Below are 24,194 nucleotides of genomic sequence, written 5' to 3'. Positions count from 1 at the left end.
CCGGTTGGCGGGCGTGCCGCCAACCGGGCCGGGACCTGGCTGAGTTACGCGTGCGAGGCGCTCCGTGCGGCCCGGCGCTCGGCGCCCAGGCGGACGAAGTAGTCGATCAGGTCGGGGGTGTCGACCGCTCCGGGGTTGACGACCTGCGCGAGTGGCGCACCCTGGAGCAGCCGTTTGACCGGGACTTCGAGCTTTTTGCCGGTGCGGGTGTGCGGAATGCCGGGTACGGCGAGGATCTCGTCGGGGACGTGGCGGGGTGAGACACCGGTGCGGACGGCGTCACGAATTCGCCCGCTCAGATCGTCGTCGAGCACGGCTCCCTCGGCGAGGACCACGAACAGGGGCATCCAGTACCCGCCGTCCGGCTCCTCCGCGCCGATGACCAGCGCCTCGGCGATCTCGGGAAGTTTCTCCACGACGTCGTGAATGTCGCCGCTTCCCAGCCGAACACCGTTGCGGTTCAGCGTGCTGTCGGAGCGGCCGTGCACGATCACCGAGCCGTAGGAGGTGAGCGTGATCCAGTCGCCGTGCCGCCACACGCCGGGGTACGTGGTGAAGTACGCGTCCCGGTAGCGGGTGCCGTCGGGATCGTTCCAGAAGTACAGCGGCATCGAGGGCATGGGACGGGTGACGACCAGCTCGCCGACCCGGTCGGTGACCGGCATGCCCTCGCTGTCGTACGCCGCGAGCGCCACGCCCAGGTTGGGTGCGGACAGTTCCCCTGCCCAGACCGGGGTCGTGGCGGCGCTGCCCGCGAAGCCGGAGGCGACGTCGGTTCCGCCGCTGGTGGAGGCGAGCTGGACGTGCGCGCCGACGTGGTCGCGCACCCAGGGGTAGGCGGAGGCGGGCAGGGCGGAGCCGGTGCAGCCCACGGCGCGGATGGCCGACAGGTCGTGCACGGACGGGTCGATGCCGAACTTGGCCATGCCGAGCAGGTATTGGGGACTGGTGCCGAAGACGGTGACGCGGTGGCGCGCGGCCAGCTCCCACACGATGTCGGGGCGGGCGGAGGGGGCCGGGCTGCCGTCGTAAGTGCAGGTCGTGGCGCCGGTGAGCAGGGTGGAGACGACCAGGTTCCACATCATCCAGTGGGTGGTGGTGTACCACAGCAGGCGGTCGCCGGGGCCGAGGTCGGAGTGCAGGCCCAGGATCTTCAGGTGCTCCAGCAGGATTCCGCCGTGGCCCTGGACGATGCCCTTGGGCAGGCCTGTGGTGCCGGAGGAGAAGAGGATCCACAGCGGGTGGTCGAACGGCACCGGGGTGCAGCGCAGTTCTTCGTCACGGGTCGCGGCGTCCTCCCACGGAACGACCAGCGACGGGTACGGCTGCGACGACCAGGGCAGGCCCACGTGTCCGACCAGCAGGGTGGCCTTCAGTGTGGGCAGGGCGCGGGCCAGTTCGAGGGCGGCGTCACGGCGGTCGTGCGTCGTGCCGTTGAAGAGGTAGCCGTCCGCCGTCACCAGCACCGTCGGCTCCAACTGGGCGAAGCGGTCGGCGGCGGCCCTCGGCGCATAGTCCTGACCGCACACCGACCACACCGCGCCGAGGCTCGCGGCGGCGAGGAACGCGACGATCGCGTGCGGGGTGTTGGGCAGGTAGCCGACGACCCGGTCCCCCTTGCCGATGCCCAGGTCGCGCAGGGTGGCGGCGACGGAGGCGACCTGGGCGCGCAGCCGGCCGCCGGTCACGTCGTAACCGCAGCCTGTCTCGTCCAGCGCGATGATCGCGGGCTCGTCGGCGCGCAGGCTCCGCAGAGCGTGGTGAGCGTAGTTGAGCGTGGCGCCGGTGAACCAGCGGGCGCCGGGCATCGTCTCCTCGGCGAGTACCTGCTCGTACGGGGTCTCCGCGTCGATGTCGAAGTACTCCCACGCCGCGCCCCAGAAGCCTTCGAGGTCGGTGACGGACCAGCGATGCAGGGCCGCGTAATCGGCGGGGTCGATGCCCGTGGCCGCGTCGTCGCGGTAGTGGACGAGCCAGCGGCCGAAGTCCGCGATGCGGCTGCCGGCTGCGGTGGCCGGGTCCGGGGTCCAGCAGGGCTGCGGGTGCGGTGCGGTCATCGCAGGGTGCTCCTCAGCGAGGGTGCGGGGGCGGGCTGTCGGGCAGGGAGGGGGCGGCGGGCCGTGTGCAGCAGCGGCGCCCAGGCGGACGTACCGGTGAACCCGCCCCCACCCGTGGGAACGGTGCTCATCACCACCCGGTCGGGACGCAGCAGAACGGCGTCCGCCCGGCCGGCGCGCAGCCAGGCGGCGAGGGTCCCGTCGTCGATGACCGCCATGTCCCCGTGAGCAGCGTCATCGAAGGAGGTCAGGTGGAGGACCCGGGCGCCCAGCGCCTGCGCGACGGCGCGCACGGCCGGAGCGGGCGGTACGACCGCCAGGACCGCGAAGGAGTCACCGAGCACATCGTCGAGACGGACGCTCCCGCTGCCCGTCGTCACCCGTGGCTGGGGGACGAGGGTGCCCGCCAGGCGGCGGCCGGTGAGGCGACGGCCGTGGTGCGCCAAGGGGCCCCGCGGCAGGGCCGGGCCAAGACCGTGTTCGGCGACGTACGAGGTGACCGCGGGGATGCGGCAGACAGCGCTGAGCGCGATGCGCCGTAGGGCGGCGGCCCGGTCCTGTCCGCCCGTCATCGCCCAGCCCATCGCAACCGCCAGGCGGATCATGTGCCGGGCGTGGGGCTTGCGTTCGTTCTCGTAGGAGTCGAGCAGGCGGTCGTCCGCGCCCTGTTCCAGCACCCGGGCCAGCTTCCAGGAGAGGTTGTGGGCGTCCCGCAGCCCCGAGCACAGGCCCTGCCCGATGAACGGCGGGGTCAGGTGCGCGGCGTCGCCGAGGAGGAAGACCCGGCCCCGGCGCCAGCGGTCGGCGATGCGGGCCCTGAAGGTGTACCGCGCCTGCCGTATCACCTCGAACCCGTCACCGCCGGCCGGGACGTCCACCCAGGGAGCCACCAGCTCAGGCAGGTCCTCTGAGCCCTCCCCGAGCCGGAACTCCCAGCGGTAGCGGTCCTCGCCTATCCGCATGAAGGTCCCCGGGCGGTCCGGGTCGCAGACCTGGTCGACTCCTTCCCAGGTGCGCACCGGCAGGCTGGTACGCACGTCGACGACCGTCCACTCCTCCTCAAAGTCCAGGTCCTCCCATGCGGCGCCGATCGCGTCCCGGGTAAGGCTGCCCGCACCGTCGCAGCCCAGGACGGCGTGCGCCCACAGGTGCTCCACCACGCCCGTGGCCTCGTCACGCAGCGCTACCCGCACCCGGCCCGGACCGTCGGCGATTTCCTCCTGCTCGACTGCGACGACCTCGACTCCACCCCGCAACTCGCACTCGGAACAGCGGTCCAGGGCGTCGCGCAGCAGCCGTTCCAGTTCAGGCTGGTCAAATAGGGTGGTCTGCGGAAAGCCGTGGTACCCGTTCGGATCGTCCCTGCGGAACTCGGCCATCACCCGGTGCCGGGCGTCCAGCAGCCTCAGGCCGTTGGCAGGGCGGGCCATGGCGGTGAACTCCTCATGGATGCCGACGGCCTGGAGGATCCGGCGGACCTCGTCGTCCATGGCCACGGCGCGCGGCAGCGGGTACACGTCCCGGTGCCGCTCCAGCAGGATGCTGCGCACCCCACGGCGGGCGAGCAGGATGGCGGCAGTGACACCGACCGGGCCCGCCCCGACGATGACCACCGGCACCGTCCTGGCAGCGCTGCCAGGGACGACTTGATTCGATTTCATGCGCGGCTCGCTCCTCGGGCTACTGGGCGTCCGCGACAGCGGTGCGCTGCCCGCCGAGGTCGATCCGCCCGTCCGGGGTGGCGATGGTCGCGGTGATCAGGTCGCCCGCGTGCAGGTAGTGCGGATTGCGGGCCTGGCTCCTGAAGAACGCCTTCCACTTCACGGCGGGCGGCAGCAGCGCGGCGATCTTCTCGACGGGCTTGGGCGGGGCCTTCAGCGCCGTACCGCCCGGGGTGCCGGTGAGGAGCAGGTCGCCTGGGTCGAGGGTCTGGAAGCGGGCCAGCAGGGTCAGGGCCTCGGCGGGGCGGACAATCATGTCGGCGAGGGTGCGGTCCTGGCGCAGGTCGCCGTTGACGCTCAGCTTCAGCCGCAGGTTCAGCAGGTGGGCGAAGTCCTCCGGCTCCAGCAGGGCGAGGAAAGGCCCGGTGGGCGTGAAGGTCGGGTACGACTTGCTCTCGTAGAACTGCGTCTTGGTCAACTGGACCTCGCGGGCGCTGACATCGTTGGTGAGGACCAGCCCGGCGACGTACGAGGACAGGTCCCGCTCGGTCACGACGGTGCCGACGGGCAGCGGCGCGCCCATGACCAGGCCGAGCTCGATCTCGTAGTCCAGGAACTTCACGTGCGAGGGCCGGACGATGCCGTCCTCCGGACCGCTGACGGAGCCGGATGCCTTGCGGAAGAACGCGGGCGGGATCTCGCCGGTGAAGCCCGAGTCACGGGCGTGGCTGCGGTAGTTGACCATCTGGGCGACCACGCGGCAGGGGGTGGTGACCGGGGACAGCGCCACGAGGCCGGCGGCGGGCGTGCCGGGCTCGCCGGAGGCGGCGGCCTCGCGGACCGCGGCCCGGTCGGCGATCAGTTCAGCGGTGGTCGTGGCTTTGGTGTCGACGGGGACGGCGCGGTCGCCGCGGACGACCCACCAGCCGTCGGCGGTGCGCAGGACGTTGGTGCTCATGTCAGTGCCTTTGTGAGGGGGTTGAGGGGTTTCCGGGACTGCGGGGGTCAGGAGTTGGCGGCCTTCAGCAGGCCCAGCAGCCGGGCCGGGTCGAGTTCGCTGTCGTCGCGCAGCGCCTCCATGACCTCGCGGAGTCGCCTGGGTGAAGGTCCGGCACCGAGGAAGTCGCGGGTGGCCGGCGGACCCCACTGCGCGAGGCCGCTGGTCGACATGGGCGCCCAGCCGGGTTCCACGTCGCAGGAGAACAGGTCGCCGTCGGCGAAGTGCTCCAGCATGAAGTGGTCCGGGTCGCGCCAGTAGTCGAAGAGCTGGCTGCCATGGATGTGCCGGCCGATACCCCAACTGCGCTGGTAGCCGCGCTCCTTCAGGTACTCGCCGCCTGCCGCGATCGAGTCCAGGTCGGTGACCTGGTAGGCGGAGTGGACGTAACCCGTCCCCGGCCCGAGATGCATGGCCAGCGTGTGATGGTCGACCGGCACGCTTCCCAGGTCGCAGCGGAGGAACGCCATCGCCGGACCCCGGCCGCGCTGCCCGTCCAGGAACAGGAAGTCGGACACGATCATGCCGAGGGTGTCCAGGTACCAGTCCAGCGCCCGTGCGAACACCCTTGTCTCCAGCACCAGATGCCCCAGTCGCTGGACGCGGGACGGCTCGCGGGGCGGGCGCTGGGTGACGTTCGTACGGCGGTGATCGGTGCCGAAGTTGAGCAGCAGCGGCCGCTGCTCCGGCAGGGCGGGCAGTTCCTCGCCGCAGTGCACGACCCGCACCGGGAAGCCCGAGGGGTCGAGCAGGTTCACGACCTTGCCGCCGCCCGGCACGTCCGCGTCCCGCACGTCCGTCCCGGTGGCCCGCGCGAGCCGGTCCAGGTCGGGTCCCTCGGCCGCGCGGAACGCCGGGCCGATGAAACGGGACGTACGACCGCGCCGGATCACCATGCAGGGCGAGCCGGCGAAGGTGCCGCGCAGCCACAGCGCCCGCTCGGTGCGCGCGGCGATACCGAAGCCGAAGTCGCGGGCGAAGACCTCGGCGCGGTCCAGGTCGGGCTTCTCGAACTCCAGCCAGGCCAGGTCGGCGACCTTGATCGCCGGGTTCCGGGACCGGCCGGCGTGCTCGCCGCGCAGGGCGCCCTGCTCGCTGTGCAGGTCCTGGTGGGCCGTCTTGACGTCATACATGGTGCTGTGAGGGTCGGGCATGGGTGCCTCCGTGGCTCGTACGGCAGGACCACCGATGGCATCGGGGCGGCCATGCCGGCTCCCCCGTCCCAGGGGGTTCGACCCGGTGATGGCCGGATCGCGGCCATGGCGCGCCGATCAGCAGCTCTGCTGTTTGAGGAAAGCATCATGTCTGAGCGATGCACCGTCAATGACTTCCGGGGTGATTTTTGAGGAATCCATCATCTCTGGTGAGTATTGCTAGAATCGCCCCATGCCGACGTCAGCCCCACCCAGCAACCGCTTCGAACGGCGCCGCGCCGCGACCCGGCAGGCGCTCATCGGCGCCGCCCGGCAGATCCTCGCCGAGACGGGCGACACCGACACGAGCATCCAGGCGATCGCCGACCGGGCCGACGTGGGCTTCGGCTCCTTCTACAACCACTTCGAATCCAAGACCGCCCTGTTCGACGCGGCAGTGCTTGACGCTCTCGACGAGTACGGCCGGGCCATCGACGAACGTCTGGAAGGCATCGACGACCCCGCCGAGCGGGTCGCGTTCGGCGTGCGACTCAGTGCCAGGATGGCCGAGACGCACCCCGAGATCATGCGGATCCTGCGCCACCGCGGCCTCGGGCACATCCACTCCGACCGCGGTCTGGCCCCCCGCGCCCTGAGCGACCTGCAGACCGGCGCAGCCTCCGGCCGCTTCACCTTCACCAGCCCCGAGATCGCCCTCTCCTCACTGGGCGGCAGCCTGCTGGCCCTCCTGGATCTACACCTCTCCAGGCCGGACGCCGACGGCGACGAAGCCGCCGCGGCCATGGCGGAGATGATGCTGCGCATGCTGGGCGTCCCCACGGACGAGGCCCGGGAGATCGCCGCGCACCCCCTCCCTGCCGGCGACTGACGCCTCGGCCGGGCGCAGCAGCCACGCCGGGGCGGGTCCGGCGAACCGGTCGCCGGGGCTGCTCCGGCCGGGCAATGCGGGCTCCGTGCGATACGAGGTCGCACAAGTGGAGTGGTCTCACCCATCGGAGGTTCAACTGATGTCGAAGGTGTAGATCCGGGCCAGTGCCCAAGGCCCGTCCCCGCTCCGACGCGCGTCACTGGCAACGGTGGAGTACAGACGCCGCCCAGACCCTGATGTACCTCCGCCAAGTACCGAGCCCGCAGGCGATTCGTCACGTCAACTGGACCGGGCGCAGCATGCCATGGCGGGAACGGCGGCCGGCGCGGCCCTGATGGGGCAGGTCGACGAACAGGGGGTTCGCGGTCGCCAAGGCGATCGCGACCGAAGGTGCCACCGCCATCGCGGCACCGGTCCGCGACGCGAACGGCACCATCGTCGCCGCACTCAGCGTCGTCGGCCCCTCATTCAGGACGCCGCCACGAGTGATCACACGTCATGGCGAACAAGTCCGCATGCGTTCCACGGAGCTCTCCGACTTGATCGCCGGCAAGAACTCGTAGCGCCTCAGCCGCCGGGCCCGGTGGAGTGACCTTCGCCGGCTCAGCCGCGCAAGGCGCGGGGGTGCCGGATACGCCTTGAGCAGGGGAGTTGCGGATCACGGAAGTCGCTGGGCACCGGCCCCGAGTGGGTCCCCTGACGAGCGTTCCCAGAGCAAGCGTGGCATGCCGTTTCACTACTCCTCCACGCGGCGACCGATCCGATGCGTGGGCTCGGCACCCTCCGAGCAGGCCACGGGCCCGACGATCTTCCGGGCCGACTTCGACCGGCTGGACAACCGTTCCTCGCACAGGGAGATCCCCCTTACGGTGCGGCCAAGCAGCAAGATCCGGACCATTCGCGGACCAGGGCGCCATTCCCTGTCCCCTTCGAGGGTGTTTTCGCAGGTCAGTAGCCGATCAAGCTTGTACCACCAAGAGACGAAGAACCTGCCGGTGACCGCCCCTCGGCCGTCGGATTCGGCAGCCGCTTACGCGACCCAGCACCATGACGTCCGATCATGGTGTTGACCTGCAACAACCCACCGGACGGGGCGAAAAGAAGGCCAGTTCGACCCGGATTCGACCCCAACCCCTCCCGTCACGGCAGCGACCAAACCTTGACCTGCAGTTAGGCGAATTCTGCCGCTGTACCAGCCATATCCAGCCGGGAAATCACTACAAAGAGACTAAAGCAGTCACTCGTTGCAAAGCGTCGATGCTGCAGCGACACGAGCTGCAGGCGAAGAACAGAAGGCACGGCTGCACATTCCACTGAGGTCGAGCACCGAGACACAACCAGATCAACCCCCTGACCAGGCCTTCTACATCGAACCTTCCGTGAAGCGGAAGCCGTATTGCGCCCCCGTGACGCCCTTCCGGACGATGTCGCCATCACCCAACGACGGGAGCCGCAGCCATGCCGCACATCACGAGTTTCGCCAGGAACCAGTGGTTCTCGGCAGGTGCGGTCAGCAAGACGCTCTCGCCAGAGATCACTTCCAGGGTCCGCTGCAGGGCGCACCATTGGTGATCGGGTTCTGCAGGAGCGGGTCGACAAAACACCCGCGGCCGCACGCACGGACTGGGTGTCGATGACCACCAGGGACGGGTCCTCCAATCGGCCAGCCTTCTCCCTCACCTGACAACGCAGGAGTTCCTGAATCCGCTGGTCGAGCCCGTCCTGCCGCCACAGCGTGAAGTAGTAGAACACCGCCGACCAGGCTGGCAGGTCATGGGGCAGATAGCCCCACTGACAGCCTGTCCGGTTCTGGTAGAAGATCGCGTTCACGACCTCCCGGAGATCACAGGCCCCAGCCGCTCCCGTCGCCGACCGGCTTACCCGTTCCTGCTTCCAGGCCGTAATCATCGGCTCGATCAACGCCCACTGCTCGTCCGACAAGTCGCTCGGATACGGTCTTCGCTCCATGCTTGCATCCCAGCATGTGCATGACTAGCCACCGGACTGTTCGACGGTCAGTCACACGATCGAGTGATCACGACCCGAGAGAGAAGGGACTCAACGCCCCCTCAGAATAGGTGGTGGGCTGCATCCAATAGCCCTTGGGTGATGGCGTCAGTAGCGCCCTGGGCGAGGACGTCACGGATTCGGATGCCGAGCTGGCGCATCCGGCCGGGATTTGGTGCGGAACTGGCCGACTCGTTCGCAAGTTGCTCGGCGTCGTCGATGAGCTGGCTGCGCTGTTCTTCCGAGAGGTCGGTGGTGTGAGCAGCACCCAAGACCCGTTGCGCGAAGTCGGCCAACTCCGCAGGCGACGCGCCGTGGTTAACGTGTTGGGTGTTGTGTTGGGTGTTGAGATTGCCGAATTGAACGATGCTTCCATTGACCGTGCCGATGCTGAAACCAGGTTGGTTTGCCATGAACTCCCTCACACTCAAGTCGTCTTCCACTGCGAGACCACATTCGATGCCCGCGCTCTCCAGGCGGAGCGCCTGGAGGCGCCCGTCGCGGCGGTCAAGCACGGCCAGCCCTTTCTCGCCGAGATACTCCGCTGCCTGCAAGGCTTCCTCCCGTGTCAGCCGGTCCCGGTACAGGCACAAAGCGTCTGAGGCGAGGAATTCCTCCATCACAAGTCGACACTGTGGGTAGGTGTCCATGGCGGCTTTCACCAGCGCGCTGGTGAGGTAGTCGAACCGGACCCGGCGGGTGTGGCGGGCACGCAGGAACTGCTCCACCGTCGCCATGCCGGTGATCGTCAGCCGCACGGTGCTGTGGCGGAGTGTCTGCAGTACTTCGATGGTTCCCTGCTGTTGGGCGTACGCCAGGACAGCTTGCAGTCGGGCGTCAGTGAGCTGCTGTTCCTGGGTGAACTGCTCTGGATTCTCGTAGCGCAGGATGTCCTCGTCGACCTTCTCCGATAGCCACAGCACTAGAAGCGCGGCATGTGCTGCCAGGCTCGGCTGGTCCAGATGCCACGGAGTAAACAGGTCACGTACCGGTGGTGGTGCCGGAGCGGGCACCAACCGGTCAGCTGCTGCGAGCTGTCGGCAGCGCCGGCTCCAGTAGTCCCCGATGTCTTCGAGACCGCGGTAGGCCCTGATTCGCCGGTCAACCCACAATTCCCATCCGAACAGGCCGACGTTGTTTTTCCAGTGAACCGTAGGTGTGATGTCTTCCGGACCGTCATCCCTGATGGCGAAGGTGCGAAGGGGGAAAGGGTCGGTCAGCGACTCCGAGTAGACGCACCATGGCTCTTCACGCGACAGGATGAAGCCCAGGCGCAACAGCTCCTTCAACTCCGGTCGGGAAAGCAATCCCGTTTCGGCTTGGGCGTTCTTACTGTGCAGCCGGACCGGCTGCTCACTGCGTGCGGGCCAATGTTCCTCGACATGAGCCAACGTTCGTACAAGCGTGACGAAGGTGTCGATCACATCGGTGGTTTCGGCACAGTGGGCGACGCCAGCGGCGGTCAGCTTCAACAAGGTATTCGGCGAAGGCACATGGTGCCGGGTATCGGGCCAGCCCACTAGGAGATGCGGTGGGATCTGCGCCAGCACCTCCACGGCGTCGATGCCCTGCTGGTACAGACTCAGGTCGATCATGCGGAAGGTAGGCCAGCCTTCCTTCGCTGCCTCCTGCCAGACCAGTTTGAGTAACAGGCGCTCGTCGTCGTTGCGCGGTGCTGGGATGCGGTCGATGCCAGCTTGCTGTCGCGGCACAACTCATTGTGACGACTCATACAGGCTTTGCACCAGAGACCGTTCGACTAGAAGCCACGGAGTCGTTCGTAGCATCCGGCTGGATCGGGCCGTGACGCCTCCGGCGATGATCGGGGACCCGTACTGCTGAGAGCCCAAGGCTCAGAGCCCGGCAGCAGGACAGGCCGAGTGCTGTACACCCCATCGCCGCCGGCACACTCCGGCCTGGAACTCCTAGGCATGCCCACCGACGCCCGGGCCATCCACGTCACCCGCAGCCGCCTCGTCCGCCAAGGCTTCCTCACCCAACCCGGCCGAGGCCGCTACCAGAAACGGACTTAACGACCTCTCAGACCTCCCGGGGATCTTGCCGGTCGAGCGCAGCCAGCACGCGAGTCGGATCGTCGATCAGACCGAACAGGCCGCTGGCCCGTCGCGCCCACTGCTCTGGATCCTCTCCCTCCGCGAACGCCGCGGCCGACGCGAACTGGCTCTGGAGGTTGACCGGCAGTCTGCCAGCCAGGAACGCACCGAGCTCTCGGCCCAGGACGGCTCGCGACGAAGACGGCCGCATGAAGCGGGCCAGCTTGCCGGTCGCCGGGACGACGGTGCCGCTCACGCCCTCGAGAGCCGCGACGGCATCGCGCACCCAGCCGCCATCCCGGGTGTCGGGGAGCGGAACCGCGATCCGCTGAACGCTGGCGATCGCGTTCCTCCCCAGTGCGAGCGAGAGCCCTCCCGGATCCTCGTGGTAGTTCAGGTAGCGGGCGACGTCGACGCCTGGCGGGCAGACCTCGTCGAGCACAACGTCGCCGACGGAGGTGCCGGGGTCGACGAGCCACCCCTCCCGCACCACGACGGATGGCTTCAGACGGACCCGATACAGATAGAACTGGCTGCGCTGGTCGGCCTGGTCACGGATCCGACGCAGCATGTTGTGGACAGCGGCCTCGTACGTACCGACGTGGAGGGCCTTCGCCCGCTGGCGCGCGGCCCACGCGGAAACCCCCTGCTCTCCGCCCATCCTCCTGCGGGTCTCGGGGGTCAAGACGGCTGCCGGGTCGAAGTGCCGCGTCGGCCAGTCCGGCTGCGTGCTCGTGTGGTACCAGGAGAACTGCGTGACCCTGTCGTCGTCGAGTGCCGGGTCGCCGGAGTCGAGCGTCACCCGAGGCGAGTCCTCGTGCTCGCAGGTCATGCCGCAGCCGGGGCAGGTCTCCTTCGCCTGCTCCCACCGATTGATCCAGTCAAGATCGACGGGCCACCGATGATCGCAGCGCCCACAGAGCATCTGCCGCTCGCGCGAGAAGTCGATTTGCCGTTCCACGGCACCATTCTCCGGAAGCGTCCGACGGAGAACCAGCCTCAGCCGAGGGTCTCGAAGCCGCCGGAACTCCGCTTCCGCGGCATCTGCTTCGTCGCGGAGCAGGTCGACGATCTGCTCCGCGGACCTGCTGGGGTCCTCGGAGCGCAGCTCAGCAGTGCGGCGGGCAGCGTATCGCTTGCCCGCGAAGGCCATCTCGGCGTTGAGCAGGGACTCGGACATGGCAGCGAGAGAACTGCTCATGCTTCAACCCTACGGGCGGATGCGCCTGATGCGACGAGACCCCGGCAGATTCGTCGGGGCCTCGTCGCGCTCAAATCCGGGAAGCCGACCATCCAATCCACGCCGGCCTCGGCACGGGCCACGGCCTTTCCGCTGTCTCCACGCACCACCATATGGATCACCCGTCGAGCCTATGGGCGCACTCCACGACCCGCGAAAGAAATTTCGACCATGACGTTTCTCCAGGCCCCGGCACCGCCCGCTCCACAGGTTGATGCGCCGCATGCGCCTGCCCTACCTACGTAAAGCCGCGCCCGACGTGCTGACCAGCGCACGCACACAATGCTGGAACCCCGCCGAGGTCCTGCGGTTTCTGATCACCGAGGAGGTCACCGACCAGGCGGACGTGGACCTCGGCCCAGATCAGTGGGGTGCCCTCGAAGGCTTGAACCACCCGCGGCCGGTCAGGAGCGGGAGCCAGTTATGGCAGCCGGTCCGCTCTCCGTGTCCAGGGATTTTCTGGTGGCTGTCGATCATGAGGAATCCGGGTTGGGCTGCGACTCGTGTCCTCCTCGCCGACACTGCTCAAGGAGATTTACGAACGACGTCCTGCCGCGATGCGGTTGTTTGAGCGTGCGGGCGTACGTTCAAGCAACGGCATCGGACCTAGAGGAGTTGCACGAGTTCGGCGAGCCAGAGTCCTGGCCCGTCGGAGTCCACGAGCCACGGCGTCACCAGCCCGGCCGGCAGCGCCAGGACACTGGCGGCCAGACCCGCGGCGGTGAATCGTTTACGCACCGAAGCCGCCTCCGCCCGGGCGGAGCGGACGGCCACCCGGACCGCTGCGAAGAGGATGAGCGAGCACACGATCGAGAACACCACGCCGTAGGCCACCAGCTTCGCCGCGCCCGGTCCGGGTGTGGCCCGAAAGGCCGCGGTGTAGGCGGTCGTCAGGCCGGTGACGGCCAGCGGGGCCATGCCGGCGATGATCCACTCCGTCGCCCTGAAGGGGACGAGTTCGGCCAGGTCGTCCACACCGTTGAACCATGTGGCGGAACGCTTGGCAGTGATCCGCTGGTAGGCCTGTCGAAACGCGGCGACTTCGTCGTCGGTGGCCTCCATGAGCCGTACCAGTTCCTCAAGTTGGGTCCAGGTGGCGGGCAGGTCGTCGCCGTCGATCCAGCGGCCGACGGCGGCGCGGAGCACGTCGTCCTTCATCTGATCGGGTAGCGCGGCGCTGAGTTCGCCGATCGATTGCACGCCGGTACGGCGCAGCAGTTGGGACAGCGACAACGACAGCGCGTCTTGGGTGTCCACTGCGTTCAGGCTTACCACCAGCTCGATGGACACGGCGTGCCGGCCGTCCATGGCCTGATTGAGTGGCGCCGCCGGTCCGATCTCTTTGGGCGTGGCCGGTCCGTCGTGGCCGGTCAGGGGTTTTCTGGGATTGTCCAGCGCGTGGGGTGGGACATCCGCCGCCTGGTGGCCGTCGGAGTCGACCACCTGGCCCCAAACAATCTGGGTGACCACAGATTCGTCGTAACCGTCCTTGCCCGGCTCCGCGCCCAACTGCTCGCCGAGGTCGTCCAGCTCGTCGTCCTGGGCATCCAGCTGTTCCTGGGCGGCGTCGAGGAGATCGCGGATGTGATGCAGGGGCGGCAGGTGCAGGCCGTTGATCGCCGAGTCCGGCGGGATGGGCGGCGCAAGGGTGTCCGCGACAGTGTCGCGGTCGAGGCGCATCAGCGCGGCACGCTCGACGGCCACCTGCTTCTCCGCCGCCAGCCGCAGCTGCCGTGCCCGGTCCTCCGCGCGGCGGGCGTGTGCCAGTTTCTCGTCGGCCTGGCGCCGGTATTCGAGCGACATCCGCAGCTCGCGCTGCAGTTCGGCCCGGGTCTCCTGTCTGGCCTGGTCACGCTCGCTCTCGATGATCGTGATGCGCTGCTCCAGAACCGAAACCATGGCCTCCAGCTCCTCGCGCCGTCGCTCGGAAGCAGCCAGCTTCTGCATCGCTTCGATCTGACGAAGCCGCGCGTCGTCCAGACGCAGCAGCGCCACGGTCATCGGGTCGACCCGGCGGTTGGCCGCCAGCAGCGCCGAAAGGTCCTGGCTACTCGGGGCAGTCCTGTCCTCCAGATCTTTCGCGGCCTGCTGAGCGGCCGTCAGCAGGCGCAGCCCCTGTTCTAACTGGCGTGTACGCATGACAGGTTCGCGCAGGTAGCGCTCAGCGACCTGCTTGACCAGATCCGGGGACGGGAGCCGGCTGCCGTCACGGAACCCGCTCCAGGAGGACTTGCCGTAGGGGAAGTCCTCCTCCAGGGACCGCACCGTCACGTTGGTGGTGATCCTGCGTAACCAGCGGGCGAACTCGTTGGCCTCTTCCGTCCGGCCTTTTAACGCCCCTAGCGGCCGCCCCATCCACTCCCCCGTCTCACGCTTGTCCAGGAACAACCCCCGGGTTGTCCCCGATATACCAGTGTTCACCTGCGGCAACCATCTTCGATTCGAGGGAACAACGCCATCATGAATGACCGTGGGTCTCCAGCAAAGCACCCGTCCCCCTGGAGAGCCCGTCATGTCAAAGCCCAACTCCCCGCAGCCGCACCGCCGTTCGTGGCCCTACGTGACCGCCGCCGCGATCACCCTCACCATCCAGCAGGGCTGGAGCGCCGAGCAGGTCATCACCCTCACCACCTGCCTCCTCGTCCTGATAGCGCTGATCAGCTCGACCGGCCACGGTGACTGACGCAAGGCAGAGGAAGCGGCCTTCCCCTGCGATCACCGCACCTGTCGGCAGTGAAGCCCTCTCGGTCCCGCTGTGCGCCGGTGCCGTTGGGACGAACGCTGGGCAGCGACTGCCGCCAACGTCGCCGTCGATGCCCCCGTGCGCCTGCACGGGGGCGCATCCTGGGCGGCCAGAGCCCGCCCTCCCGCAGAAGGAGCCGCCGACGAGCCCCGGCCCGTCGGCCGCGGCCGCAGCGTTCGGCCGACGAGGCTGCCGAGTGAGCCCGGACTGGCTTGCCCAATACAACGCGGAATCCGCAGTGGCCGAGTCGTGCTCTTCTCAGCTTGCCCTGGGCTGTCCAGACTTCACGACAGGGACGGTTGAGGGGGAGGCGGCGATGGTTGCTAGGCGTCAGCAGGGCTCGACTACACGTCGTTGGCGAACGTCAGCAGTGAAGCCGGTCGCGCTCGGTGGTGGCGGACTGGTGATCGCGTTAGCGGTCTTCTGGACAGCCGTGTGGCCCTATGCCACGGCACTCGCGGTCCTGGGCGGTGTGGGGTTCGTGGTCTGGTGGTTGTGGCGTACGGACAGGGGGCTGCGAGCCGGGGACGGTCGGTGGCGCCACGAAGACGCGGTGCAGGCCGGACGAAGGACCTTGGCAGAGGTGGATGCCATGAGCGGGACCGAGTTCGAGGAGTTGGTCGCCGCGCTGTGCCGGCGGGACGGGTGCACCGCGGTACGCCGAGTCGGTGGTTCGCACGACAACGGTGCCGACGTCGTCGGGCGTCTGCCGGATGGCCGCACGATGGTGGTCCAGTGCAAGCGGTACGCGCCCACCAGCGCCATCGCCAGTCGTGAGCTGCGTGACCTGCTGGGCGCCAAGGTGCACTTCCAGGCCGATGTGGCCGTGTTCGTGACGACAACCAGGTTCAGCGGGCCGTCGGAGAAGTTCGCAGTGGAGCATGGCATTCTCGCCGTGCACCGCGATCACCTTGGCCTGTGGAACAACGGCGCGTCCCTGCTCTCGCTGGGCAGTGTGAACGGTCGCGGCCAGGGGGACGCCCGTCACCGGGCACGCTGGAAGCAGGCCTACGGAAGGTAGCCCGTACTGCCGGAGCGCCTCTGGGTCAGCCGGTGCTGGTGTCGTAGAGCCTCCATGCCGGGTAGCGCCGGGCCTGGCCGCCTTGTTCACCGCTGTCCAGGAGTTCGCGGCGGCGCAGCATCAGGCGCAGGTGGCGTGCTTCGTCCGCGCCGTCGTCCGGGCCGGAATCGAGCAGGACCGCGTGGGGGCCGGCAGCATCCGGGGGCCGCACGAGTACATCGACCGCATGCCCGTTGATACTTTCGCCGAGAGCCGCTGTCGTTCCGGGCTGTGCTGACATGGCCTGGTAGAGGCGCCGGACCAGGTCGCCTGTCTCGCGGTCGTCGGTGCGGGGGCCGCTTGTGGTGGCGGCGTTGAGGAGCTCGGCGGCGACACCGCCCCGCTCGCGCCACAGGTTCATGTCCCCGACCACGATGAGGTGGCTGCGGGCGCGCGTGATGGCGACGTTCCACAAGTTGAGCTGGCGGTGCACCCAGCCGATGGCGCCTGCGTGCATGCCCTCGCCTGCGACGAGGGAGAAGACCATGACGTCGCGTTCCCCTCCCTGGAAGGTGTGTACGGTGCCGACGCGCACGCGCTGCTGGTCGTATTGCCGCAGCCGGTCCCGGAGTTCGTCGGCTTGCGGCTTGAACGGCGTGACCACACCTATGGTGGCGTGCTCAGGAAGCTGTTGGAGCAGGGTGCGTACGAAGCTGTCCACCTGTCTGATCTCGTCGTAGTTCACCCAGGAGCTGCCGTACGGGGGCCGGGTAGCTCGCCCGGCAACGTGTGACCAGAAGATGGATCGCCTCGGCAGGGACGGCCGGCCTCGGGTGTCGGTGAGGACCGTCAGGCCCTGTTCGTAGAAGAGTTCGTTGGACACGGCGGCGATGTCCGGGTGGCAGCGGAAGTGCTCGTCGAGGAGAAACGTGCCTCCGGCGGCCCGCTCGGCCGCGTGGAACGCGGAGTGGCGGCGGTAGGCGAGACGGTGTTTCTCCAGCCAGGCGGAGCGCAGACCGTTGTTGCGGCGGATCAGGACCTCGCGCTCCGGGCCGACATTGGCGATGTGCGGAAGCTGCATGGCGTCCCCGATGACCAGGGCACGTTTTGCCCGGTACAGCAGCGGGAGCACGTGCGGGATGGCGCACTGGCTGGCCTCGTCGATGACGACCAGGTCGAAGAGGGCGGGGCCGGGAGGGAAGCGGCGGGCGGACAGGCTGGTGACGGCCCAGCCGGGGGCCGCGGGGAGTACTTCGCGTATGGCGGGCCAGTCGGTGCGGTCGCTGTCTCGGGCGCTGAGAAGGTTGAGGATGCGCTGGCGGCCGGCGCGGGCGTTGGTCCGCACCGCGCTTTCGAGGAGGGCATGCGAGGTGTTCTGTACGTCGGCCTCGGCGGTGTCGAGTGTCGTGGCCAGTGCCGCGTCGTCGACCTCGGCAACCTGTGCGTATCCGTTGTGCCAGGAGGCGTGCGCGGCCGCGAAGCCGGCGAATGAGAGGCAGCCTTCCACGGGGTCACCGTCGAAGGTTGCCAGTCCGATCTTGTGGAGGAAGCGGGTGCGGCGCCAAGAGCCGAGGAACCGTGCGTGAGCCAGGCGTCGTGCACGGGCTTCCAGCTGGTCCAGACGCTCTGTCTGCGGGAGCTTTTCGGTGAGTTCGGACACGGACAGGGCAAGTTGCTCGGCGTGCTGCTCGCGCAGTCCGCCGGCCTGCGACTGGTTCTTCTCGCTCTTCGCGATGTGGGCGAGGCCTTGGCGGACCTGGTTCAGGTGGCTGAGGACGATGTCGACGTCCATGGCGGCCGTGGTCACGTTGGGCACGGGTTCCGGCGCTGTGCGCAGGGCGTCCAGGCCTTTCGCCTCGGTCTCGACGTAGTTCCCGGACTTGGCGCGGGCCGAGCCGGTGCGTATGACGCTTCCGGGTACGAGGTTTTCGCAGCGGCGCCAGACTTCGTCCACGGCCTCGTTGTTGTTGGAGGCCACAAGGACACTCTGGCCGCTGGTGATCGCTGTGGCGACGAGATTGGCCACGAGCTGGCTTTTTCCAGTGCCGGGCGGTCCGGTGGCGACGGTCAGGCGCCGGGTCATCGCGGAGCGCAGTACGGCGGCCTGGGCCTCGTTGCAGGGCAGCGGCGTCACCAGACGTGGCGGCTCTGGTTCCGGCGCTGCCAGTGCGCGGGTGCGTTCCGCCGCGTCGGGTGAGAGGGCGGCGAGTGCGGTCGCCTGGATGCGTTCCGGTTTTCCCGCGATGTCGGCGAAGTCGTCGAGGAGCTTCTTCGTGTAGGCGGTGTCGGGGAGTGCCGCGAACAGGACGGCAGTATTGCGGGCGCCGTGACTGGGCGTGTGGGTGTCGATCCGGTCGGCGAGCTGATCGGGGTGTAGTTCCTGAACGCACGGCAGCTCGAACTCCTCCATGAGGAGTTTGCCCGCTTCGACGGCCATACGATCGTGCTGGCCGCGATGCCAGGTGGGCTGGAAGGTGTCGGCGAGTTGTGCAGCCTCCTCCTCACCGAGCCAGTCCCGGGCCAGCTGCGGGTGCGGCTGGACAGGACCGTAGGGCTTGAGCCGCACCTGGCCGCCTTCCGAGACGATCTCCACACGCCGGATCAGCAACGGAGCGAACTTCGGGTGCCGCCACGGTCGGCCGCCACGCGGTCCGGTCACGACCACGGCCGGGTAGCCGGCCCAAAGTTCGGCCTCCTGTTCGGTGGCGGACTCGATCAGAGGGCTGGCCTCTGCCGGGACGGAGATACAGCCGTCGTCGTCGACATCACCGGACAGAAGGCGCTCCGAGCCGGAGAAGCAGACATAGGAGGAGTCCCGATCGCCTACGGACATCAGCGGTGTATCGGTCTCATCGGACAGCACGCACTCACGGTAGTAGTCGAACAGACGGGGCCAACTTGGCTGAGACTGCGCGGACTTGCGAGTGCTTGTCTGCTCTGCCTGCCCAGGCGACGAGACAGGCCGACGGGTCAGCGGCACAAGCAACGGGGCTGCGCCGAGCGGGCAGTCGGCGAGAACGATGCGGTCATCGACGCCGAACGCGGACTTCACCGGTACCTGGCGGGCTCCCTGGGCCCGCATGCGCCGGTTGACGTGGTGAAAGAGGTCCTCTACGGACACATCGCCCTTGCCGTCCTTGCTCACCTTGCCCGTGCGCAGGGCTTCGATGACCTCGGCGGTGAAGTCGGACGGCCGCACCTCGGCGGTGCTCGCCACATCGGCGTACGAGTCCTCACCGGCCCGTGAGGATGACAGCACGTACGTGCCACGGCTGGTCAGCAGGGGCTGCTCAGCCGATTTCGCCACCGATGCGGACTGCCGGTCGGAGGTGCGCAGGCCCACGGCGAAGCCGCCGCTGCGACAGCAGTCGATCATCATGACCTTCTGCGAGGCCCAGCACTGTTCGAGCTGCTCGTTGACGAAGCCGGCGCTCACCGCTGTCTCGGCGATCCGGTCGAAGTCGGTGTCCGTGGCGATGAAGTAGAACTCACCGCCGTCCCGCACGAGTCGAGCGCCGTGCCCGGACACGTACACGAGGGCCAGTTCGTCCTGCTCGCAGGCCTCCAGGAACTCGCTGATGACCTCCCGCATGTCATCGGCGGCCAGGTTGTCCCGGGAGGTGACGGAGACGAACCCGCCGATGTTGCGGTGCTGCAGCACCTGTTCCATGCCCCAGGTGTCGGCCTGTGTGGACGGCAGGGGCGGGAAGCGGCCGTCGTCGTAGTGCTCATTGCCGATCAACAGGGCACGGCGTCTGACCAGTCGGGTCACTCCCCGCCGCCCTCCGGCCCGCCGGAGGGGGCGTCACCCACCTTGTCCAGGAAATCGCAGACCACGCGCTCCTGAGCGGCGTCCGGCCGACCCGTGATCGCGACGGAATGCCCGTCGTAGGTGACCTCGACCTTGCGGTGCCGGTCCCTGGCGCACCATTCGTTGATCGCGGTGATCAGGACCTGTGAGGCGGGTCGCGCAATGGCGCTAGCCGTGGCGGCCCACAGCGCGACCTCGCCGACTCCGGTGCCCTTGTGACCAGGCTCCGAGGGCTGGCCGGCATCGGCGAACCCGACGGCCACGCCCTCCGCCTCGTGCAGTGCCGCGTACAGATCACGCGTGAGCCGTTCCTGCCGCAGCGCATCCCCGCCGGCCGGCACCACGAGCCGCCACTGGCGCCCCCCGTCCTGCATTCACCACTCCTTGCTATCGGGCCGTCACGTGGGATGACTTTGGCATGAAGGTGCCGCTGGCACAGCTCGACGACCAGCGGGCAGGGCGGCATTCGGCCATCGGCGAGGGGCGGACGGGGTTGAAATCGCCGCGGCTTCCCGCCTGATCGGCATGACCACTGTTGCGAGGGAAGACCGGCCCGAGTTCAGTTGCCTGTCTTCTTCACGTTCACCCTGCGAAGGGCGACGACTGTGCCGTCCTCGCGGATGGAGACCGGCCCACCCCACTCATCGTCCCAGTCTGTGCGGGGCCAGGCTTTCCTCCGCTCATGAAGGGTGCTGCGCCATGCCGACACCTGTGCTCGCTCCGCCTTGTCGTCACCGGCTCGTGTGCCCCTGGCCAGATGGTGAAAAAGATCTGCCTGGACTCCGGAGAAGGCCTCCACGTGGTCGCCGTTGAGGCGAAAGACGTGATCGGTACCGGCGAATTCGTCACCCAGCAGCGAGCAGGTGATGTCCTGGACGCTGCCTGCTGCCGGATGCTCGAAAGCCTCGAAGAACTCTCGGCCCTGCCGCTTCGTCAGAAGCCTTGCGGTGGCCCGGCCCGCTCCGGCGAATGCCATCAGCCCCGCGGCGTCGGTGTGGGCGAAGGTCTGCTGAAACCACGCGAACTGATCAGGCTTCACCTGGCAGCCAGGCTCGAAAGGCAAATGACGCCCCGCTTCGGCAGGGCGCTCGATCCCCGGGAACTGTTCCAGCTGGCGCGGGGATTGGTCCAAGTCCACCTCACGGCCGCCTTCATCCCCGCTCAGGCTGAGGTCAGATCCGTGTCCTGGCGCATGCAGGGCATGGACGGTGACCGGCCCGTCGAGGGGAAGCTCGGTGCTGAAAACCAAACCAGGCGTCTCGTTCCAGGCCCCGATGTGAACGCCGTCCACGTACGCCGCACAAGCAGCAAGCTGCGTGTGTGAGACGGACGCCCCGCTGTGGTTGCCCTTGCACGCGATCGGGAAGATCATCGACGGCTGGTCCGGACTCCACACCTCGGCCAGGTACTGCGGACGGTAACGGTAACCGACACTCACACTCTTGTTGTCCTTGTTCTCTCTTTCCGCGCTGGTCAGAGCCCATCCTGCGCGCAGGACCGTGTCCGAGTGGACGATGGAGACGTGGTGATGCGGATAGCGGCTGCGCAGGATGCGTTCAGCGAGCGTGAGAGCGAACGCCTGGCCCAGCTCCTCCGACTGAAGCGTCTTGTAGTGCTTGGCGATGCGTTTGCCCTCCCCAGAGAGCCACAGGAACGAGCCCTTTCCCGCCTGCAACGCCTGTATGTACTTCAAGCTGCCCCAGTGCTCCGCGAGCCCGCGAGCCGCGCCGCGCTGGGTGAGCGACAGACCTCGCGCGAGGTGGTGCAGCAGCGCGATGTACGGCAGCTGCACGGACGCACCCAGCTCGGAGCCGGGCAGGGCACGCAACCCTTGTTTGCGGCGTAGTTCCGGCGGCGCCTCCTTGCGAGGCCGGCCCTCCCGCTCCGCTTCCTCGGCCTGTTTCTGCTGATTCCGCTGCCGTTTCTTGTCCTCGGCGCGAGCCGCTGTTTCCACGCTGCCGATCAGTGCGTTCTTGGAATCCGCAGCGACCACAACCGAATCCAAGAGGCGTTCCAGTATCTGCGCAGCACTCAGAGCGTCTTTCACGGCAGTCCCTCCCCCTGAACACGCGGACGTACCTCTTCAGACATGAGACTGACGTCGGCCATTCGGCAACGCCAGACCGCATTCAGAGATTGGCTAGAATCATCCGGCCGTTGCGGTAGGGAATCGGCCGTGCTTCTCCCCTGGGACGCCCACGTCACATCTCGGCGGCCTCCGCCCATGGGCCATCGCCTGCGGTGCTTCTGACGTACGAGACAGAGGCCTTGTCATGGGGCTGAGGGCCGAGAGGCACCACGGCAACCCGGGGAGGGTCCTTCCGGCAGGCTCCGTAGCTCGGAATCCCATGCGGCGTCAGCTCGTCATGCTGAATGCGCTACTGAAAACGTTGGCCCTCAGCTCTGCGGCAGTCCGCGGGGGTTGCGCATACGTGTCCCAGGTTTCGGAGAATCGGGCGTGGCGGGACAGCAGCTGCACAGTCTTGGAGTCGTGCTCTCCTGACATGGCGAGCGTGGAAGTGTAAAAGCGCTTCAGTTGATGGAAGCGCGTTCGCGGAGGGAGGCCTGCCCTTTCCAGAGCCTGATGCCAGCGACGGTAAAAGTGAGACGGCTCAGTTCCTGAAGGCCGCGCTGACACAGGGCCACGACGGCGTCGAAGTCGGTCTCGGGGGGCAGGTCACCCACGGCGAGGATATCGATCTCGTCGATGCCGCTGAGGATGGCCTGCTGAACATCAAGGAGGTCTCTGCGGCGGCCGTGCGCACCACGCAGCAGACGCTGCGGATGCGCGCCGCAGCGCGGGCCGCCGAGTGGCAGAAGCTCGCGCTGTCCCTGGGGGCACGGTACGAAGCCGGAGCCACGGTCCCGGACCTCGCCGAAGAACGCAGCCACTCCGTCGCCACGGTCTACCCTCCTGCACCAAGCCTGCACCCGCATGCGGCCCCAGCACAACCACGGCCCGGCCCATGACGCGAGGAAGCGCCCATGAGTACCGCCGTCCTCGTAGGCATCTCCCGCGGTGCCGCTCGGCTCAACAACCCACCCATGCACCCTCCCCACCTCGGTTGCGCCCGAGAGCTTCCCCACTCGTGTGCCGGCAGTCAGGCCCACAAGCAAGCGTCGACGCCGTCGACGACCGTCAAGTCAACACGCTTTTAGCGTCTCAGGAGATCAAGCACACGTGAACGAGAACGCCAGTCACAAGATCCTGGCGGCGGCCACAGTCCACGCCTGGGACGCCTTCGTGATCGTTGACGGCATGCTCAAGGGCGGCACCGAAGACTGCAACAGGGCGCCGTCCCGGAGCGCTGCCACCCTGGCGTGACGAAGGCCCCGCCGGTAGACGGGGCCTCGGGTGTCGGTGGTGCCTACTGCTGCACGGTGCCGTCCAGCGCCTTGGCGACCTTCGGGGCCAGACGCTTGCTGTCTTCGCGGGCGCCTTCTGCGCTGGTGGGCAAGCTGACTGCCCAGGTGTCGCCGGTGACCGCCACGCCGCCGAAGCTCTTGGAGAGCGGGATCCACGCGGCGAGGGCCTCGGCGTTGGGGAACATGTTGATGCCCGCGGTGCCGTGCGTCGCCTTGCCGGCCTGGTCGGTGACGGTGAAGTTGTAGGCGGTCCCGCCCACTTCGCTGATGTAGTTCTTCTCGCTCTCCTTCTCCGGCTTGGAGACGGTGAGGCCCGCGGCGGCCAGCGCGTCGCCGATGTCCTGCGCGCTGCCGTAGTGGCCGGCCTTCGCGGCGCTGGCACTGGCCGAGGTGCTGGCGGCTGGTGTGCTGGCGGTGCTGGTCTTCGCGTCGTCAGCCTGGTCGCTGTTGCCGTCGCTGCTGCACGCGGTGAGCGAGAGAGCGAGCGTGGCGATCAGGTTGACGGTGATGGTGCGGGTGCGCATGGTCCCCCCCCCGGACGTGCCTGTCGAGATGGGCATCATGCGCTGTTTGTCGACGTCGGGTTGGCTCTGTGGCCCGGTTGTGACCGTACGGGTGATGGGTACCTGCTGCGTCGCCCCGAAGCGGTGCCTCCACTCGTCAGTTGGCGGTGACGCCGTTGACCGTCTCGCCAGGGGCACGGGGAGGGATGGGCTGCATCCCAGGCAGCTTGGCGGCCCGGGCGTTCCAGCCAGCCCTGAACATGTCGTCCCGCAGGACAGTGACATCGTCGGCGAATGCCTCCATCTCCTCCGCGGAGACTGCGGAGACTCGATAGCCCACGCTCTTCCGCACCGGGTTCATCGCCTCGAAATCGGCGCCTGACTCGGCCGGCGCGTAGATGGCGTGCACGATGGCGTTCCGGCGGTCACGGCACTTGTCTGCTCGGGCGAGGCACGTCGAGATCTCGGCGACGGCCTCTGGCTCCAGGTGCCCGACGCCTAGGGCGATCTTGCAGAGGTCAATGAGTTTGCTGGTGTTCTGTGTGTTGGCGTACATGAGCAGTGTTGGCTCATGAGCGATCGCTCCAAGAAGCCCCTTCAGGCTGACATCGAGTTCTGCACCGGCGAGGGTCACGCGCCCCACGGCTTCGAGGAAGGGATTCCGCTCGCGAGGGGCGGCGTCGTTGGTCATGGCGTGCATGCTACGGCTGCCGATCAGGGCAACGCAGGTGAT

18 protein-coding genes and 1 pseudogene are annotated in these 24,194 nt (G+C 68.1%); 5 read left to right on the top strand and 14 right to left on the bottom strand.

Going from position 1 to position 24,194, the window contains the following annotated elements; translation table 11 throughout:
• Positions 1 to 44: 44 nt before the first annotated feature.
• The 4 genes from ACIRA5_RS14405 to ACIRA5_RS14390 are packed head-to-tail and all read right to left on the bottom strand — an operon-like array spanning position 45 to position 5,848.
• Complete coding sequence (locus ACIRA5_RS14405) at positions 45 to 2,057, bottom strand: acetoacetate--CoA ligase (RefSeq protein WP_403690773.1); 2,013 nt, start codon at positions 2,055 to 2,057, stop codon at positions 45 to 47.
• Positions 2,054 to 3,718: a bifunctional 3-(3-hydroxy-phenyl)propionate/3-hydroxycinnamic acid hydroxylase gene (locus tag ACIRA5_RS14400; RefSeq protein WP_403690771.1), complete on the bottom strand. Its 1,665-nt coding sequence runs from the start codon at positions 3,716 to 3,718 to the stop codon at positions 2,054 to 2,056. The genes ACIRA5_RS14405 and ACIRA5_RS14400 overlap by 4 nt, the downstream gene beginning before the upstream one ends.
• 19 nt (positions 3,719 to 3,737) lie before the next feature.
• Positions 3,738 to 4,676: a fumarylacetoacetate hydrolase family protein gene (locus ACIRA5_RS14395; protein WP_403690770.1), complete on the bottom strand. Its 939-nt coding sequence runs from the start codon at positions 4,674 to 4,676 to the stop codon at positions 3,738 to 3,740.
• Between the two features lie 47 nt (positions 4,677 to 4,723).
• A complete protein-coding gene (locus ACIRA5_RS14390) occupies positions 4,724 to 5,848 on the bottom strand; it encodes a VOC family protein (protein ID WP_403691318.1) in 1,125 nt (374 codons plus the stop codon).
• Positions 5,849 to 6,101: 253 nt separating this feature from the next.
• Between ACIRA5_RS14390 and ACIRA5_RS14385 the strand changes: the two genes are divergently transcribed.
• Positions 6,102 to 6,737, top strand: a complete 636-nt coding sequence (locus ACIRA5_RS14385; RefSeq protein WP_403690768.1) for a TetR/AcrR family transcriptional regulator — start codon at positions 6,102 to 6,104, stop codon at positions 6,735 to 6,737.
• Between the two features lie 377 nt (positions 6,738 to 7,114).
• Positions 7,115 to 7,300 (top strand): IclR family transcriptional regulator C-terminal domain-containing protein, encoded by a 186-nt coding sequence (locus ACIRA5_RS14380; protein WP_403691316.1) that lies wholly within the window; start codon positions 7,115 to 7,117, stop codon positions 7,298 to 7,300.
• 1,036 nt (positions 7,301 to 8,336) lie between these two features.
• Here the strand turns inward: ACIRA5_RS14380 and ACIRA5_RS14375 are convergent.
• From ACIRA5_RS14375 to ACIRA5_RS14360, 4 genes and pseudogenes are all read right to left on the bottom strand, one after another.
• Positions 8,337 to 8,705 (bottom strand): annotated as a pseudogene (locus ACIRA5_RS14375) (transposase); the annotation flags it as partial.
• Positions 8,706 to 8,806: 101 nt separating this feature from the next.
• Positions 8,807 to 10,456 carry a hypothetical protein gene (locus ACIRA5_RS14370; protein ID WP_403690766.1) on the bottom strand — a complete coding sequence of 550 codons (1,650 nt, stop codon included), beginning with the start codon at positions 10,454 to 10,456 and terminating at the stop codon, positions 8,807 to 8,809.
• 328 nt (positions 10,457 to 10,784) lie between these two features.
• Positions 10,785 to 11,999, bottom strand: coding sequence for a hypothetical protein (locus ACIRA5_RS14365; protein WP_403690764.1), 1,215 nt, complete (start codon positions 11,997 to 11,999; stop codon positions 10,785 to 10,787).
• 645 nt (positions 12,000 to 12,644) lie between these two features.
• A complete protein-coding gene (locus tag ACIRA5_RS14360) occupies positions 12,645 to 14,426 on the bottom strand; it encodes a hypothetical protein (protein ID WP_403690762.1) in 1,782 nt (593 codons plus the stop codon).
• A 124-nt stretch (positions 14,427 to 14,550) separates the two neighbouring features.
• Between ACIRA5_RS14360 and ACIRA5_RS14355 the strand changes: the two genes are divergently transcribed.
• Together ACIRA5_RS14355 and ACIRA5_RS14350 are read left to right on the top strand one after the other, a co-directional pair.
• Entirely contained in the window at positions 14,551 to 14,721 is a 171-nt protein-coding gene (locus ACIRA5_RS14355; RefSeq protein ID WP_403690761.1) for a hypothetical protein, read from the top strand.
• A gap of 652 nt (positions 14,722 to 15,373) precedes the next feature.
• Positions 15,374 to 15,802: a restriction endonuclease gene (locus tag ACIRA5_RS14350; protein WP_403690759.1), complete on the top strand. Its 429-nt coding sequence runs from the start codon at positions 15,374 to 15,376 to the stop codon at positions 15,800 to 15,802.
• 25 nt (positions 15,803 to 15,827) lie between these two features.
• Here ACIRA5_RS14350 and ACIRA5_RS14345 read toward each other — a convergent pair whose 3' ends face one another.
• The 4 genes from ACIRA5_RS14345 to ACIRA5_RS14330 form a co-directional block, all read right to left on the bottom strand.
• Complete coding sequence (locus tag ACIRA5_RS14345) at positions 15,828 to 19,553, bottom strand: AAA domain-containing protein (protein ID WP_403690757.1); 3,726 nt, start codon at positions 19,551 to 19,553, stop codon at positions 15,828 to 15,830.
• Positions 19,550 to 19,966, bottom strand: a complete 417-nt coding sequence (locus ACIRA5_RS14340) for a hypothetical protein (RefSeq protein WP_403690755.1) — start codon at positions 19,964 to 19,966, stop codon at positions 19,550 to 19,552. The genes ACIRA5_RS14345 and ACIRA5_RS14340 overlap by 4 nt, the downstream gene beginning before the upstream one ends.
• Positions 19,967 to 20,151: 185 nt before the next feature.
• Positions 20,152 to 21,639, bottom strand: a complete 1,488-nt coding sequence (locus ACIRA5_RS14335) for a hypothetical protein (protein ID WP_403690753.1) — start codon at positions 21,637 to 21,639, stop codon at positions 20,152 to 20,154.
• 485 nt (positions 21,640 to 22,124) lie between these two features.
• Positions 22,125 to 22,484 carry a hypothetical protein gene (locus ACIRA5_RS14330; RefSeq protein WP_403690752.1) on the bottom strand — a complete coding sequence of 120 codons (360 nt, stop codon included), beginning with the start codon at positions 22,482 to 22,484 and terminating at the stop codon, positions 22,125 to 22,127.
• Between the two features lie 289 nt (positions 22,485 to 22,773).
• Here ACIRA5_RS14330 and ACIRA5_RS14325 point away from each other — a divergent pair, with 289 nt between their 5' ends.
• Entirely contained in the window at positions 22,774 to 22,917 is a 144-nt protein-coding gene (locus tag ACIRA5_RS14325) for a hypothetical protein (RefSeq protein ID WP_403690751.1), read from the top strand.
• A gap of 43 nt (positions 22,918 to 22,960) precedes the next feature.
• Here ACIRA5_RS14325 and ACIRA5_RS14320 read toward each other — a convergent pair whose 3' ends face one another.
• Complete coding sequence (locus ACIRA5_RS14320) at positions 22,961 to 23,482, bottom strand: hypothetical protein (protein WP_403690749.1); 522 nt, start codon at positions 23,480 to 23,482, stop codon at positions 22,961 to 22,963.
• A gap of 136 nt (positions 23,483 to 23,618) precedes the next feature.
• Positions 23,619 to 24,152, bottom strand: a complete 534-nt coding sequence (locus ACIRA5_RS14315) for a hypothetical protein (RefSeq protein WP_403690748.1) — start codon at positions 24,150 to 24,152, stop codon at positions 23,619 to 23,621.
• Positions 24,153 to 24,194 lie beyond the last annotated feature (42 nt).

Origin of the sequence: Streptomyces sp. NPDC096311 (assembly GCF_044763085.1) — a bacterium.
Taxonomy (GTDB): domain Bacteria; phylum Actinomycetota; class Actinomycetes; order Streptomycetales; family Streptomycetaceae; genus Streptomyces.
This window is presented reverse-complemented; position numbering and strand designations above follow the sequence as displayed.